Consider the following 14267-nt stretch of genomic DNA (forward strand, 5'->3'; position numbering starts at 1 on the left):
TGGGCCCAAACCGGCCGCGATCAGGGCGTGATGCGGCCCGGCAGCATGTCGGGCGTGAGCGCGTGCGCCTCGGCGAGGACCTTCCGGGCCTCGTCGGTCTTGTCCCACACGTTCCAGAGCAGGACGCCGCGGACGAGCTCGTCGTCGTCGAGGTAGTAGACGACGCCGGTGGTGTTCGGTTCCTGCCAGTCCTCGACGGTCCGGAGGGACGTCGTGACCTGGCCGACCGCCTCGTACCCGACGTCGAAGACGTCCGAGTAGAACATCGGCGTGTGGTCGTAGGTCTCGTCGGCGTCGGCGAGGTTCCGCCCCGCCTGTCGTCCCTGCTGCTGCGCGTTGTCGACGTGCTCGACGCGGCGGGTGCCGAGGATCCGGTCCGGGTACTCGGCGACGTCACCGGCGGCGAACACCGCCGGGTCGTCCGTGACGAGCGTCGAGGACACCACGATGCCGTCGTTCACGGTGAGACCGGCTGCTGCGGCGAGCTCGGTCGCGGGCTCGATGCCGAGACCGGCGACGACCGCGTCCGCCTCGACGACCGAGCCGTCGTCGAGGGTGAGCGTCACGCCGTCGTCGTGTTCGGCGCCGGATGCGACACGTCGGCCGAGCCGGAGCTCCACGCCGTGGTCCAGGAACCGCTGCTGGAACGCGGCGGCGAGCCCGTCGGGGAACATGTTCCCGCCGACGACCTCGTCCGGGTCGACGAGCGTGACGCGGGCGCCGTTCTGCACGACGCCCGACGCGATCTCGGTGCCGATGTAGCCGCCGCCGACGACGACCACGTGGGCTCCCGCATCGGCGAACCCGCGGAGCTTCCGGTAGTCGGCGGCACTGCGGTAGTCGAGGACACGGTCGGACGGCTCGAGTCCGGGAAGCCCGCGGGGGTGTCCACCGGTGGCGATGAGCAGCTGCTGGTAGCCGAACGTGCCGCCGTCGGCGGTCGTCACGGTCTTGCCGTCGCGGTCGATCGACGTCACCACGGTCCCGAGCACGAACTCCGCGCCCGTCTCCTCCGTGTGCAGGTCGACCTTGTCGTCCCAGCTGAAGTCCGGGTCGGTCCAGAGCTTCTTCGACAGGGCCGGCCGGGCGTACGGGCGGTCGACGTCCTCGCTGATGATGCCGATCGAGCCGTCGGCATCGATCTCCCGGATGCCCCGTGCCGCCGAGTCGGCGACCATCCCGCCGCCGACGATGAGGTAGCGGTAGTCGGTCATGTGTGCGTCCTCCTAGATGGTGGCGACCGAGCCGGAGTCGACCCGGTAGTTGGCGCCGTTGACGAAGCTCGCGAGGTCGGAGCACAGGAACGCGATCACGTTGGCGACCTCTTCCGGCTCCCCGCGGCGCTGCAGCTCCATGTACGGACGCTCCTCGTCGAGGAAGCTCGTGATCGCCTCGTCGACGGTGGTTCCGAGCTGTTCCGCGCGCCGTTTCATCATCGCGTCGGTCATCGGCGTGTGGATGAAGGCAGGGGAGACCGTGTTCACGAGCAGACCCTCTTTCGCGTAGCTGCGCGAGAGCCCCTTCGCGAACGAGAGCACCCCGGCCTTGGCGGCGCAGTACGGCAGTTCGTCGTCGTACGGCTGCGACGCGTCCTCGGACACGAGGTACACGATGCGACCCCACCCGCCGTTCCGCAGGTCGCCGATGAACTCGCGGGTGATCCGCACCGGCCCCATCAGGTCGACGTCGAGCGTCGACGTCCAGCCGTCCTCGTCGATCTCGTGGAAGAGCCCCTGGGCACCGGTGACGCCGGAGGACTGCACGAGGATGTCGATCTCGCCGACGGCCTCGCGGACCCTGGTGTGCAGGTGCGCGAGGCTCGACGCGCTGGTCACGTCAGCGGCGAACGCGTGGAGCCTGCCGTACGGCGCTTCGAGCTGATCGGCCGAGTTGTCCAGCTGCGACTGGTCGAGGTCGCTGACGACCACCGTCGCACCCTCGGCGAGGAGGATGCGCGCGGTGTTCCAGCCGATGCCGGAGTCCGCGCCGAAGACGAGCGCGGTCTTGCCCTGGATCCCGAGGTCCACGTGGTGGTCCGCGCTACGCGTGGGCCGAGGCGTCGGCGACCGCGGGCGTCGTCGCGCTCGCGAGCGGGGTGCTCGGCGCGCGGTTCTCGGCACTGACCATCCATGCGAGCTGTTCGAGGCGCTCGATGAAGCCGTGCAGCAGGTCCGCGGTCGTCGGGTCCTCGTCGTCCACCTCGTCGTGCACGTCGCGCATGGTCCCGGTGGCCTGGTAGAGGCGCAGCGTGACCTGGTCGATCGCGTCGTGCGTGGTGATCTCGCCCTCGGGGAACTGGTCGAGGTGGCTCGTCGCCGCGACGGTGCTCGAGCGGCCGTCCGGCACGGCGTAGAGCGCACGCATGCGCTCCGCGGTGTCGTCGGCGAACTCGCGTGCGGCGTCGACGATCTCGTCGAGCTGCAGGTGCAGGTCGCGGAAGTTCGTGCCGAGGATGTTCCAGTGGGCCTGCTTGCCCTGGACGTGCAGGTCGATGAGGTCGACGAGGACGGCCTGCAGGTTGGCGGCCATCTTTTCCGATGCGTGCATGATCGGCTCCTTCAGCAGTGTTCGCGGTTGGTGACCGTTCCGGTCTACGCGGTGCGTCGGAGTCGTTTCACAGTGCACGGGGAGGGTCGTGTCCCCCCGCCGCGCTCAGCGGACAGGCCGGACGCCCCGGTCAGTGCCCAGGAGTCGTCGCAGCTGGGTCGATCTGGTCGACGGCGTCGCGCATCTGCTCGAGGAACACCGCCACGACACGGGCGTCGGCTGGCGGCAGGCCCTCGGCGATGGACATCATCCGACGGTGCATCACACCGAGCGTCGCGCGGACCTCGTCGTCGGTCTCGGTCGTGGGGGTGATCACGAGCGCGCGTCGATCGGTGGGGTGCGGCTCGCGCCGGACGTGGTTGCTCCGCACCAGGCGGTCGATGAGGATCGTCGTCGACGCCGAGGAGATCTTCAGGTAGGCGGCGAGGTCCTTCGGACTGACCTTGCGGCCGGACCGCTGCGCCTGCAGGAGGTAGCGGACGGCGAGCAGGTCCGTCTCGCCCATGCCCATCGAGTCGCGGGTGCGCCGTCGCATCGCGGTCTCGGCGGCCCGGTAGCGACGCAGGGCGTTGAGGACCGCGACGCCGCGTTGGGTCGCGTCGTCATCCGGGAACCAGTATCCGGATGCTTCCGTGATCTCCTGCGTGGACATGGGGATCAGGGTAACCCGTCTCGTTGCTAGACGGTCTAGCGGCTTCCGTACCCCGGAACGGACGGGAGGCCCGTGGCGGATCCGCCACGAGCCTCCCGTCCGTCCTGGGGGTACGGTCCCTACGCGGCGGCGGGCTCCGCGGTCGCCTCGGCGAGCGCGGTCAGCGCGCCCTGCACGAGCTGGGTGACCTCGTCGTCCTCGCGCGGGTGGGTCTCCGCGAAGCGGACGACCGACTGCGGGATGGCGACCTTGACGTCCTCGAGGACCTTGGCACCGGCGATGCCGGCGGCCTTGCGGGCGTCGTCGTGCGCCCAGACGCCGCCGTACTGGCCGAAGGCGGAACCGATGACCGCGACGGGCTTGCCGGAGATGGGGGAGGCGCCGAACGGACGCGATGCCCAGTCGATCGCGTTCTTCAGCACCGCGGGGAGGGTGCCGTTGTACTCGGGCGTCACGAGCAGCACGCCATCGGCGTCGGCGAGGGCCTTGCGGAAGGCGACGGCGGAAGCGGGCGGGGTGTCCCCGTCGATGTCCTCGTTGTAGAACGGCAGGTCGACGATGCCCTCGTAGACGGAGGGGGCGATGCCCTCCGGTGCGTGGTGGATCGCTGCTTCGGCGAGCTTGCGGTTGATGGAGTCGGCGCGGAGGCTGCCGACGAGGACGACGACGTTCGTCATGGGGATCCTTCTGAGCTCGTAGTTCTGGGACGGAAAGGTGTCAGAGACAACCAATACGTTCGCACGCGGCGCTATTCCCGAACTGTGCGTCGTCGGTACGGTGGCGGGGTGACCGACCCCAGGACGCCCGCCAGCACCCCTGCGACCCCCGACGCGGACTGGTGGCGCGACGCCGTCGTCTACCAGGTCTACCCACGGAGCTTCGCCGACTCGGACGCCGACGGCCTCGGGGACGTCGCCGGCATCACGAGCCGGGTGCCGTACCTGGCGGGACTCGGTGTCGACGCGATCTGGCTGTCGCCGTTCTTCCCGTCCCCGCTCGCCGACGGCGGGTACGACGTCGCCGACTACCGCGACGTCGATCCGCGGCTCGGCACGCTCGACGACTTCGACGCCCTGGTCCGTGCGGCACACGCGCACGACATCCGGGTGATCGTGGACGTGGTTCCGAACCACACGTCGTCCGGACACGCGTGGTTCGAGGCCGCGCTCGCCGCCGCGCCGGGGTCACCCGAACGGGCGCGGTACGTGTTCCGGGACGGCACCGGTGACGCCGGGGAGCTCCCGCCGAGCGACTGGGTGTCGAACTTCGGCGGCAGTGCGTGGACCCGCGTGCCCGACGGCCAGTGGTACCTGCACCTGTTCGCCCCGGAGCAGCCCGACCTCGACTGGTCGAACCCGGCGGTGCGTGCGGACTTCGAGGACACGCTCCGCTTCTGGTCCGACCGCGGGGTCGACGGGTTCCGCGTGGACGTCGCGCACGGGCTCGCGAAGGACCTGTCGACGCCGTACCGCCCCTCGAACGAGCACGACCTGCCGCTCGACGGGTCCGACCCGCTGTACGACCGCGACGAGGTGCACGAGATCTTCGCCGCCTGGCGGCACGTCCTCGACGAGTACGACCCACCGCGCGCGGCCGTCGCCGAGGCCTGGGCCCCTGCACCTCGACGGGTCCTGTACGCCCGGCCGACGGAGCTCGGGCAGGCGTTCAACTTCGACCTGCTCGAGTCGCCGTTCGACGCGTCGGCGTTCCGGCAGGTCATCGAGCGGAACCTCGCCATGTCCGAGCAGTCGGGGGCGTCGAGCACGTGGGTGCTGTCGAACCACGACGTGGTGCGGCACGCGACGCGGTACGCACTCCCTGCCGGCACCGACACGGACGCCTGGCTGATGACCGACGGGGTCTCGCCCACTCCTGACCGTGACCGGGGGCTCCGACGTGCCCGGGCGGCGTCGTTGCTGCAGTTCGCGCTCCCGGGATCGTCGTACGTCTACCAGGGCGAGGAGCTCGGGCTGCACGAGGCCGCGGGGATCCCCCGCGACCTGCTGCAGGACCCGAAGTGGGTCCGGTCGGGGCACACCGTCAAGGGCCGGGACGGCTGCCGCGTGCCGATCCCGTGGACCGAGTCGGGGCCGTCGTTCGGGTTCGGCGACGTCGCACCCTTCCTGCCCCAGCCGGCGGACTTCGGCGCGTGCTCGGTCTCGGCGGAGGACGGCGACCCGACCTCGACGCTGTCGCTCTACCGGGCGGCGCTCGCTGCCCGGCGCCGACTGCAGTCAGGTGAGTCGCTCACGTGGCTGGAGGCGCCAGCCGGGGTCGTCGCGTTCGCGCGGCACGACGGGTGGCACTCGGTCACGAACTTCGGCACCGACCCGGTGCCGCTCCCGGCCGGGCACGTGGAGGTGGCATCGGGACCGCTGAGCGACGGCGTGCTGCCGGGCGAGACGACGGTCTGGCTCTCGTAGGCAGCGGCTCCTCCACACCCGGGAGGCTCGTGGCTGCGATCCACGGATCGTCGTACCGCCGCCTCTCGGTCGCGCCCCGATCGCGACGATCGGGGCATGACAGAACGCATCCACACACCGCCGCGAGCAGCCCGCCGGGTGCTCGCCGTCGCCGTGTCGCTGGCCGCCCTCGCGGTCCTGGCGATCCCCGCGCTGCAGACCCCGTCGGCATCCGCCGCCGACCTCACGTTCCCCTACGACAACGCGTTCGACACCGGCCAGGGTGGTGTCCTGAGCGGCGATGCGCGGATCGTCGATGGGCGACTCCGCCTGACGGACGACTCCCGCGGACAGGCCGGCTCGTGGTCGACCGCCGACACGTTCCCCTCGACGCTCGGGCTCGACATCGAGTTCGAGTACGCGATGTACTCGGACGACCCGCGCGCCGGTGCGGACGGCCTGCTCGTGTACCTCGCCGACGGTGCGGCCGAGCCGGGCATCGGCGGGACCGGGGCAGCGCTCGGGTACGCCTGCCGTCCCGAGAGCACGCAGGGCCAGGGGCCGTGCGACACCGCGGGCATCCCGGGTGGGTTCGCGGCGATCGCGCTCGACCGCTACGGCAACTTCTCGCTGCCGATCAACGACAGTGGTCCGGGGGTCACACCGGACGCCGTCGTGGTCCGCGGCTCCGGTGACGGGACGGACGGCTACCGGTTCGTCGCCAACGCCGTCGCGCCCGGCCGGGTCGAGACCGACGGTCCGACGACGCGCACCGTCCGGGTGCAGCTGCTGCCGGGCGACGACGGCGAGCTCGCTGTCAGCGTGCAGCTCGAAGCCGGCGGGGGCATGCGGACGGTCCTCGACGGCGTCCCGCTGCACGGCGCAGGCCAGGCGGCGCTCCCACCCACGCTGCGGCTGGGCTTCGCGGGGGCGACCGGTGCCCACGTCAACGTGCACGAGATCGACTCGCTCAGCGTCCGGCAGCCGGCGGACCTCCGCGTCGAGCACGACCTCCCGCGCGTGGCCGCCGGGGAACACGTCCGGTACTCGGTCACCGCGTCGAACGTCGGTCGGAACGCATCGGACCCGAGTCCGTTGACGGTGGACGTCCCGGACGCACTGCACGACGTGACGTGGGCGTGTGCGGCATCGGACGGTGGCGCGTGCTCCGCGGCCGACGGGACCGGCGACGTCGGCGTGGACCTCGCGCTCGACCGCGGAGCCTCGGCGACCGTCACGATCGAAGGCACCCTCGATCCCGGTGCCACGGGTGAGCTGGTGAGCGTCGCGACGATCGCGCCGGCGCCGCACCTGGCGGACGCGGACGAGACCGACAACACCTCGCGAGCGACCGCGGTCGTGACCGCGTCGGCGCAGCTCGAGACCGACAAGTCCGTCGAACCCGCGACTGGGGTCCGTCCTGGTGACCACGTCGAGTACCAGGTCGTCGCACGGAACCGGGGGCCGGCGACCGCCAGGGACGTCTCCGTCGTCGACGACCTGCCGGCGGCGCTCGTGTTCGTCGATTCCGCGGACGCCTGCGCCGCGGCCGGACAGCGGGTGACCTGTGGCGACGGGACGGACCTCGCGCCGGGCGAGGAACGGGCCTTCCGGTTCCGGGCGTTGCTCGGCGAGGACTACCGCGGTGACGGCTCGGACGTCGTGAACGTGGCGACCGCTGCCTCGCCGACCGACCCCGACGGCGGAGATCCCTCGCCCGGTGTCGCGATCGAGGTGGTGGATCCCGACGCTCCGGGCGACGCCACGGTGCCGCCGGGGCCGAGCGCTCCCGCCGCGAGCGTGCCGGAGCGCTCGACCGCTCCCGCCGCCGACCGGGGTGGGACCTCGAACCCACGCGGCGGTGCGCTGGCCTACACCGGCACCGACGACCTCGGGATCGTCGCGGCGATCGGGGGCGTGCTGGTGGCGGCAGGAGCGGGCTGCTGGTGGGTGGCACGACGTCGCCTCCGTGCCGACCGCCACGAGGACCCCGCGGGCGACTGATCGAGCAACCGAGGGTGCTCCGGCCCGTCGCAGGTCGGAGCATCCTCAGCTCGGGTGCGGCCCACACGGACGGGGCACATCCCGGTCGGCGGTAGGATCGTTCGAACGATCCACATGCCCGAAAGAGGTCTCGTGTCCGACTCCGTCGCCGACGCACACCAGCGCGCGCGGTACTGGCCGATCCCCATCCTCCGGGCCGTCCCCGCTGCGATCGTCGCCATCGTCATCACCTTCTCGTCCAACCACGCGGCCGGCTACGGCCTGCTGCTGTTCGGCGCCTTCGCGGTCGTCGAGGGAGTCGTTCTCGGCGTCGGCAGCCTCACACGACTCCGCGAGGACGGTCGGTCGCGGCGCACCGCCGTCGCCCAAGCCGTCGTCACGGTCCTCGCGGGCGTCGCCGGGATCGCGTGCAACGGCCTCGGGCTGCCGGCCTTCATCACGATCGTCGTGGCGTTCGCCGTCCTGACCGGCGCGCTCGAGCTCACCCAGGGCATCCGCGCTCGCCGCAACTCGCCCTTCGCCAGGGACTGGATGACGATCGGCGGGCTGACCCTGCTGCTGGCGATCGGGTTCCTCGTGACCCCGCCGGACTACTCGCAGCAGCTCGGCGGCATCGAGCAGGTCAGCGGCGTCCTCGACGCGTCGATCGTCCTCGTCGGCCTGCTCGGCGCGTACCTCGCCATCACGGCGGTCTTCCACGTGATCGCCGGCCTCTCGCACAAGTGGGGGACGACTGCACCAGCGGCGTCCCCGAACGGAGCTCCACACGCATGACCACCCCCAGCCGTCGTGACCGCCTGCGCCCGGTCGAGCTCCTCGGGATCTCCGCGATCATCGCGGTGTTCACCGGGCTCGTCGTGCTCATCTCGACGAGGGAGGTCACGCTCGCGCTGATCTTCCTCGGCATCGCGTTCATCGTGGTCGTGGTGGTCCTCGCGATGCTCCAGCTCGCGTCGACGAGCGACCAGGACGACAACGACATGCTCGGCGGGCACAAGACCCCGGGCGAAGGAGACGGCGACGGCTTCCACTGAGGTCCGACGACCCGAGCAGGGTGCTCCTGACCTGCCCGGCCGGTACCGCCACCGGTACCTGATCCTCGCGGTCTGCTGCATGAGCCTGTTCATCGTCTCGATGGACGCCACCGTGGTGAACGTCGCGCTGCCGTCGATCGGCCGCGAGCTCCACAGCACGATCTCCGGACTGCAGTGGACGATCGACGCCTACACGCTCGTGCTCGCGAGCCTGCTCATGCTGTCCGGCTCGACCGCTGACCGGATCGGGCGGCGCCGGACCTTCCAGATCGGGCTCGCGCTCTTCAGCGTCGGGTCGCTGCTCTGCTCGCTCGCACCCACGGTCGGATGGCTCGTGGTGTTCCGCATGGTCCAGGCGGTCGGCGGATCGATGATGAACCCGGTGGCGATGTCGATCATCACGGCCACGTTCGACGACGCCAAGGAGCGTGCGCGGGCAGTCGGTGTGTGGGGTGCCGTCGTCGGGGTCTCGATGGGCGTCGGGCCGCTCGTCGGCGGAGCACTCACGGACACGGTCGGGTGGCGGGCGATCTTCTGGATCAACGTGCCGATCGGCATCGCCGCGATCGTCCTGACGTTCCTGTTCGTCCCGGAGTCCCGCGCCCCGCGTCCGCGTCGACTCGACCCGCTCGGGCAGGGGCTCGTCATCGTGCTCCTGGCGACGCTGGTGGGCGGACTCATCGAGGGCCCGCGGCTGGGGTGGACCTCGCCGGCGGCCCTCGGGCTCTTCGTCGTCGCGGCTGCAGCCCTGGTCGCACTCGTCGGGGTCGAACGGCGCACCGCCGAGCCCCTCATCGACGTCCGGTTCTTCCGGAGCATCCCGTTCTCGTCCGCGGTGCTGACCGCGATCGCCGCGTTCGGTGCGAACGGCGCGTTTCTCTTCCTGAACGCGCTCTACCTGCAGGAGGTCAGGGGCATGTCCCCGTTCGAGGCCGGACTGTGGACGCTGCCGGCGGCTGTCGGGACGATGCTCGCCTCGCCCCTGTCCGGCCGACTCGTGGGTTCGGTGGGCACCCGTGTCCCGCTCGTGCTCGCCGGGATCGGCATCGGTGGCGCCGGTGTGGTGCTCACGACGATCGACGCGCACACCCCGATGTGGGTTCTCGTCTCCGCGTTCGTGCTCTTCGGACTCGGGTTCGGCATGGTGAACGCCCCGATCACGAACACCGCGGTCTCGGGCATGCCACGGGCGCAGTCGGGTTCCGCGGCCGCCGTCGCCTCGACGAGCCGCCAGACCGGGGTGTCGCTCGGAGTCGCCCTCGCGGGGACCGTCACCGGCGCGAGTGCGGTCGCCAGCGTCGGTGCAGGGTTCGCGGTCGCCACGCACGCGATGTGGTGGATCGTCGTCGGCATCGGAGCGGGCATCGTCGTCGTCGGGTTCGTGTCGTCATCGGCTGCGGCTCGGCGGTCGGTGTCGGGCATCGCCCACCTGCTCGAGGGCTGAGCCGCATCACCGCCGCGCGGCGACGATGTCCTGCGCGAGCGCCAGCACCGCTCGGTTCGGTTCTGGTGCCGTCCGCATCGCCAGACCCACCCGGAGCGGTTCGACCGGGTCCTCGAGGTCGAGGACCACGCCGTCGTGCGGGACCCCGGAGTCCGGCACCACGCCGACCCCGAGTCCAGCGGCCGCGAACCGGATGACCGCGGGCATGTCGTTCATCTCCGCGACGATGCGCCGCCGGATGCCGAGTCGGTCGAGCGCCTGGTCGAGGATGATCCGGTTGCCGAACCCGTGCGCCGTGTCGATGAACGACTCGTCGGCGAGTTCTGTCAGCGACACCGAGGTGCGTCCGCTCCGTGCGAGCGGGTGGTCCGCGGCGACGAACACCCGGAACTGCATCTCGCGGAGGGGCTCGACGACGACGCCGGCGGGCACCGACGGCAGGCCGCAGTAGGCCAGGTCGAGCCGTCCAGCCACCAGGTCCTGCACGAGCCCGGTGGTCCCGGACGGGGACGTCATGAGCTCCACGGCGACGAGCGGGTGGCGCTGCCGGAACGTGCGGAGCACCCCGGTCAGGTCGACGATGTCCATGCTCGTGAAGATCCCGAGCCGGACCCGCCCGCGGAGTTCGGCGTCCGACGCGGTGGCGAGGTCGCGCATCCGGTCGAGCGAGTCGAGCACGGCCCTGGCGTGCGGGAGGAGGTCCTCGCCGGCCGTGGTGAGCACGAGCTGCCGGCCGGTGCGCTCGAACAACCGGACACCGAACGAGCGCTCGAGGCTCGCGATCCCCGCCGAGACGGTCGACTGCGCTGCCCAGAGCCGTTCCGCAGCGCGGGTGACGCTGCCCTCGGCGGCGACGGTGACGAACTGTTCGAGCAGTCGGGTCTCCATGCACCCCATCATCGATCAGATCGATGGAAACCATCAAGATGATCCGTTTGACCCGATGATGCTGTGGCGGGAGCATCGGAGCATGACAACCGTCCTCGAAGAACCCTCCACCGGATCCGTCACCGCCCCTCCGGTGCCGCGCGGTCGGCGCGCGCACAGCCGTCGCCGTCACGGTGCGGGGTTCTGGGCCGTGGCGTTCGCGTTCCTCGCGGTGATGGCATTCGCGACGGTCCCGGCGCCGCTGTACGTGATCTACCAGGCGCGCGACGGCTTCCCCACGTTCACCACGACGATCATCTTCGCCGCGTACGGCCTCGGCGTCGTCGGGTCGCTGTACTCCGCGGGGCACCTGAGCGACGTCCTCGGGCGGAAGCCGCTCATCCTCGTGTCGATCGCCCTCGAGCTCGTCGCGGCGGTGCTGTTCCTCGTCTGGAACGACGTCAGCGGACTGATCGTCGCGCGGCTCGTCACGGGCTTCGGCGTCGGGACGCTGACGGCGACGGCGACGGCGCACCTCGGGGAACTCCGGGTCCGCGCCACCGGCCGCGAGGCGTCCGCGAAGGGTGCCAGCGTCGCGGCCGGTGTCGTGAACCTCGGCGGTCTCTCCCTCGGCGCCCTCGTCGGCGGAGCGCTGGCGGAGTTCGTCGGACAGCCGCTGATGACGCCGTACGTCGTGTTCGTCGTCGCGCTCGTCGTCGCCTTCGTGGCGGTCCTCGCCGCCCCGGAGACCGTCGGCCGTCCCGAGGAGCGTGTGCCCTACCGACCGCAGCGCGTGCAGGCCCCTGCTGGCAAGGGCGGCGCGTTCTGGACCGCGGGCATCGCGGCGTTCGCGGCCTTCGGGGTGCAGGGGCTCTTCACGTCGGTCGCGCCGTCGTTCCTCGGTTCGACGTTCCACGTGACCGACCGTCTGGCCGCAGGAGCCACGACCTTCGGGGTGTTCGCCGCGAGTTCCGTCTCCCAGCTCGTGTTCGCCCGGCTCTCGCAGCGCGCCCAGATCCGGCTCGGCGTCGTCCTCCTCGTCGGCGGGCTCGTCGTGCTCGGTGTCGCGGCGGTCCTGCTGCAGGTCACCGGGTTCATCGGCGGGGGCGTCGTCGCCGGCGCGGGGGTGGGGCTGCTCTTCCGGGCGGCGATCGCGAGCGCGGGTGCCCTGGTCGGCCCCGAGCAACGCGGCGGGGTGCTCGCGGCGACGTTCCTCGTCGCGTACGCCGGGCTGACGGTGCCCGTCGTGGCGGTCGGCGCGGCGCTCCTCGTGCTCCCGACGCTCCCCGTGCTCCTCGGGTACGTCGTGCTCGTCGCCGCGCTCGCCGCCGTCGCCGGGACGCGACTGGCCGCGCGCGCCTGACGCACCCCGAGCCTCCCGTCCGGAACCCTGGTCGGCGCCACCGGACGGGAGGCTCGCCCCACCTCCGGCATACTGGCCGCATGCCGTCGAGACGCAACCGTTCCGTCGTCACCGGTGTCGCCGCGGTCGTGGCCGCCGGTCTCGTGGTCGGCGGGCTCTTCCTCACGGCGCAGCAGGGTGCGGACGACCCGGTGCTCTCCGGGCCGACGACCGCGCCGACCGCCGTCGCGACGAGTGACGGCACCGTCGTCATCGACCGGACCGGTCCGGACCTGCCGGGTGGCTCCGTGCTCGCGTCCTGCGATCGGGACTCCCGCGCGACCGTCGCTCGCTACGACACGGCCGCGCTCGGCGACGTCGTGCTGCAGTGCGGGAACTCGAGTCAGGGGTACGAGCACATCCGCGTGCGGCACACCGCTGACTGGGAGGACGTCCTCGCGGGCCACGGCGACCGTGACTGGGACGACGCGATGCTCACCGCGGTGCAGACGGCGCTCACCAGCCCGCGGGACGGGTTCCCGATCGACGCCGGCGACGGCAAGGTCTGCTACGCCGCTGCCGTCCGGTTCGACGACGGGACCGCGCCGAGTCCCGACGGCTTCGTGAAGGTCATCGTCTCCGCGACGACCGATCGCGTGATCACCGCGTACCCCACGAACGACGACGACTGCTGACGGGTCGCGCCGCCCGTCGCGCGTCCCGCCCCGCCCGCCCGCGCCTGCCCCGCGTGGTGCGCCCGCCCTTCCCGCGCGCGCCTGCCCCGTCCCGCCCGTTCGCGCCTGCCTCGTCCCGACTCCGAACGACAGCGTCGTTGTCGTACGACAGCGCGCGTGTCGCCCGTTGCACGCGCGGGCAGTTGCGCACGCGTGGGAGCGACAGCGTCGTTGTCGTACGACAGCGACTGTGTCGTTCCGAGTCGGCAACGGCGTCACAGCCCCGCGAGGACCTGCCCTGCCCCGCCCCGCCCCGCCAGCCAGACCGCTCCGGCCGTACCCGCCCTACGCGTGCACGTCGTGCTCGTGCCGACGGTGCGACGCGGGCTCGAGCTGGAACGTGGAGTGCTCGACCGGCACGTCGAAGTGCTCCGCCACGCACTGCTGCAACTCGTCGAGGATCGCCGGGGCGTGCGCCGTCGTGAAGCAGTGGTCGTCCACCACCACGTGCGCCGTCAGGTTCGGCACCCCGGTCGCGACGAGCGTCGCGTGCAGGTCGTGCACCGCGATCACGTGGTCGAGCTCCAGGATGTGGCCGCGCACGTCCTCCAGGTCGAGCCCCGGCGGCGTGGCCTCGAGCAGCACGTTCGCGGTCTCCCGCAGCAACCGGATCGCCCGCGGCAGGATCAGCCCACCGATGACGAGCGCAGCGACCGAGTCCGCTCGCTCCCACCCCGTCAGCGCCAACACGACGGCCGCGGCGATGACCGCGACGGAGCCGAGCGTGTCGTTGAGGACCTCGAGCCGCGCAGCCCGCGACGTGAAGTTCTCGCCGGAAGCCCGCAGCAGCACGGCGTAGGCCACCAGGTTCCCGACGAGCCCGATCACCCCGAACACGAGCAGCGGCCCGGAGTGGATCTCGGCGGGGACGAACAGTCGCTGGATCGCCGAGATGATCACGTACACGCCGACCGCCAGCAGGATCGCCGCCTGCGCGGTGGCACCGAGCACCTCGGCCCGCTGGAACCCCCAGGTGCGCTGCGAGGTCGGGGAGCGTCGGGCCAGCCGCGTCGCGACGAGTCCGATCCCGATGCCGCCGGTGTCGACGACCATGTGTCCGGCGTCGACGAGGAGCGCGAGGGACCCGGTCACGACGGCGCCGACGACCTCGGCCAGCAGGATCGTCGCGGAGATGCAGAACGCCACCCACAGGGCGCGTTCGTTCGCACCCCCGTGCGCGTGTCCGTGGTCGTGTCCCATGCACACGATCGTACGGATCCGCAGCGCCGACATGCCAGGAT

Annotated in this window: 14 protein-coding genes; 7 read left to right on the forward strand and 7 right to left on the reverse strand. The window is 71.7% G+C overall.

Going from position 1 to position 14267, the window contains the following annotated elements; translation table 11 throughout:
• Positions 1-20: 20 nt before the first annotated feature.
• The 5 genes from QK288_RS04775 to QK288_RS04795 all read right to left on the reverse strand — a co-directional run bounded on the left by QK288_RS04775 (position 21) and on the right by QK288_RS04795 (position 3876).
• On the reverse strand, positions 21-1214 hold the full coding sequence (locus QK288_RS04775; protein WP_281266667.1) for an FAD-dependent oxidoreductase: 1194 nt from the start codon (positions 1212-1214) through the stop codon (positions 21-23).
• A 12-nt stretch (positions 1215-1226) separates the two neighbouring features.
• Entirely contained in the window at positions 1227-2027 is an 801-nt protein-coding gene (locus QK288_RS04780; protein ID WP_281266668.1) for an SDR family oxidoreductase, read from the reverse strand.
• 13 nt (positions 2028-2040) lie between these two features.
• Positions 2041-2547 (reverse strand): DNA starvation/stationary phase protection protein, encoded by a 507-nt coding sequence (locus tag QK288_RS04785; protein ID WP_281266669.1) that lies wholly within the window; start codon positions 2545-2547, stop codon positions 2041-2043.
• Positions 2548-2677: 130 nt separating this feature from the next.
• On the reverse strand, positions 2678-3199 hold the full coding sequence (locus tag QK288_RS04790; protein WP_281266670.1) for a MarR family transcriptional regulator: 522 nt from the start codon (positions 3197-3199) through the stop codon (positions 2678-2680).
• Positions 3200-3318: 119 nt separating this feature from the next.
• A complete protein-coding gene (locus tag QK288_RS04795; RefSeq protein WP_281266671.1) occupies positions 3319-3876 on the reverse strand; it encodes an NADPH-dependent FMN reductase in 558 nt (185 codons plus the stop codon).
• 108 nt (positions 3877-3984) lie between these two features.
• Between QK288_RS04795 and QK288_RS04800 the strand changes: the two genes are divergently transcribed.
• The 5 genes from QK288_RS04800 (at position 3985) to QK288_RS04820 (ending at position 10083) form a co-directional block, all read left to right on the forward strand.
• Positions 3985-5622 (forward strand): glycoside hydrolase family 13 protein, encoded by a 1638-nt coding sequence (locus tag QK288_RS04800; RefSeq protein WP_281266672.1) that lies wholly within the window; start codon positions 3985-3987, stop codon positions 5620-5622.
• Between the two features lie 96 nt (positions 5623-5718).
• Complete coding sequence (locus QK288_RS04805; protein WP_281266673.1) at positions 5719-7605, forward strand: hypothetical protein; 1887 nt, start codon at positions 5719-5721, stop codon at positions 7603-7605.
• A gap of 132 nt (positions 7606-7737) precedes the next feature.
• A complete protein-coding gene (locus QK288_RS04810) occupies positions 7738-8379 on the forward strand; it encodes a DUF308 domain-containing protein (protein ID WP_281266674.1) in 642 nt (213 codons plus the stop codon).
• Positions 8376-8639, forward strand: coding sequence for a hypothetical protein (locus QK288_RS04815; protein WP_281266675.1), 264 nt, complete (start codon positions 8376-8378; stop codon positions 8637-8639). Before QK288_RS04810 ends, QK288_RS04815 begins: the two co-directional genes overlap by 4 nt.
• 31 nt (positions 8640-8670) lie before the next feature.
• Positions 8671-10083 (forward strand): MFS transporter, encoded by a 1413-nt coding sequence (locus QK288_RS04820; RefSeq protein WP_281267657.1) that lies wholly within the window; start codon positions 8671-8673, stop codon positions 10081-10083.
• Between the two features lie 6 nt (positions 10084-10089).
• Here the strand turns inward: QK288_RS04820 and QK288_RS04825 are convergent, their stop codons facing one another.
• The gene (locus QK288_RS04825) at positions 10090-10971 is read right to left on the reverse strand and encodes a LysR family transcriptional regulator (RefSeq protein ID WP_281266676.1); all 882 of its coding nucleotides are present in this window, start codon (positions 10969-10971) and stop codon (positions 10090-10092) included.
• A gap of 82 nt (positions 10972-11053) precedes the next feature.
• Between QK288_RS04825 and QK288_RS04830 the strand changes: the two genes are divergently transcribed.
• Together QK288_RS04830 and QK288_RS04835 are read left to right on the forward strand one after the other, a co-directional pair.
• Complete coding sequence (locus QK288_RS04830) at positions 11054-12313, forward strand: MFS transporter (protein WP_281266677.1); 1260 nt, start codon at positions 11054-11056, stop codon at positions 12311-12313.
• 80 nt (positions 12314-12393) lie between these two features.
• Complete coding sequence (locus tag QK288_RS04835; RefSeq protein WP_281266678.1) at positions 12394-12987, forward strand: hypothetical protein; 594 nt, start codon at positions 12394-12396, stop codon at positions 12985-12987.
• 324 nt (positions 12988-13311) lie between these two features.
• Here QK288_RS04835 and QK288_RS04840 read toward each other — a convergent pair whose 3' ends face one another.
• Positions 13312-14226, reverse strand: coding sequence for a cation diffusion facilitator family transporter (locus tag QK288_RS04840; RefSeq protein ID WP_281266679.1), 915 nt, complete (start codon positions 14224-14226; stop codon positions 13312-13314).
• Positions 14227-14267: the final 41 nt, after the last annotated feature.

Origin of the sequence: Curtobacterium sp. 9128, assembly GCF_900086645.1 — a bacterium.
Classification (GTDB): domain Bacteria; phylum Actinomycetota; class Actinomycetes; order Actinomycetales; family Microbacteriaceae; genus Curtobacterium.

Excerpts from the sequence above, each read along its gene's own strand:
- QK288_RS04775 (WP_281266667.1), bottom strand. The coding sequence starts at position 1,214 with ATGACCGACTACCGCTACCTCATCGTCGGCGGCGGGATGGTCGCCGAC.
- QK288_RS04785 (WP_281266669.1), bottom strand. The coding sequence starts at position 2,547 with ATGCACGCATCGGAAAAGATGGCCGCCAACCTGCAGGCCGTCCTCGTC.
- QK288_RS04790 (WP_281266670.1), bottom strand. The coding sequence starts at position 3,199 with ATGTCCACGCAGGAGATCACGGAAGCATCCGGATACTGGTTCCCGGAT.
- QK288_RS04795 (WP_281266671.1), bottom strand. The coding sequence starts at position 3,876 with ATGACGAACGTCGTCGTCCTCGTCGGCAGCCTCCGCGCCGACTCCATC.
- QK288_RS04805 (WP_281266673.1), top strand. The coding sequence starts at position 5,719 with ATGACAGAACGCATCCACACACCGCCGCGAGCAGCCCGCCGGGTGCTC.
- QK288_RS04815 (WP_281266675.1), top strand. The coding sequence starts at position 8,376 with ATGACCACCCCCAGCCGTCGTGACCGCCTGCGCCCGGTCGAGCTCCTC.
- QK288_RS04825 (WP_281266676.1), bottom strand. The coding sequence starts at position 10,971 with ATGGAGACCCGACTGCTCGAACAGTTCGTCACCGTCGCCGCCGAGGGC.
- QK288_RS04830 (WP_281266677.1), top strand. The coding sequence starts at position 11,054 with ATGACAACCGTCCTCGAAGAACCCTCCACCGGATCCGTCACCGCCCCT.
- QK288_RS04835 (WP_281266678.1), top strand. The coding sequence starts at position 12,394 with ATGCCGTCGAGACGCAACCGTTCCGTCGTCACCGGTGTCGCCGCGGTC.
- QK288_RS04840 (WP_281266679.1), bottom strand. The coding sequence starts at position 14,226 with ATGGGACACGACCACGGACACGCGCACGGGGGTGCGAACGAACGCGCC.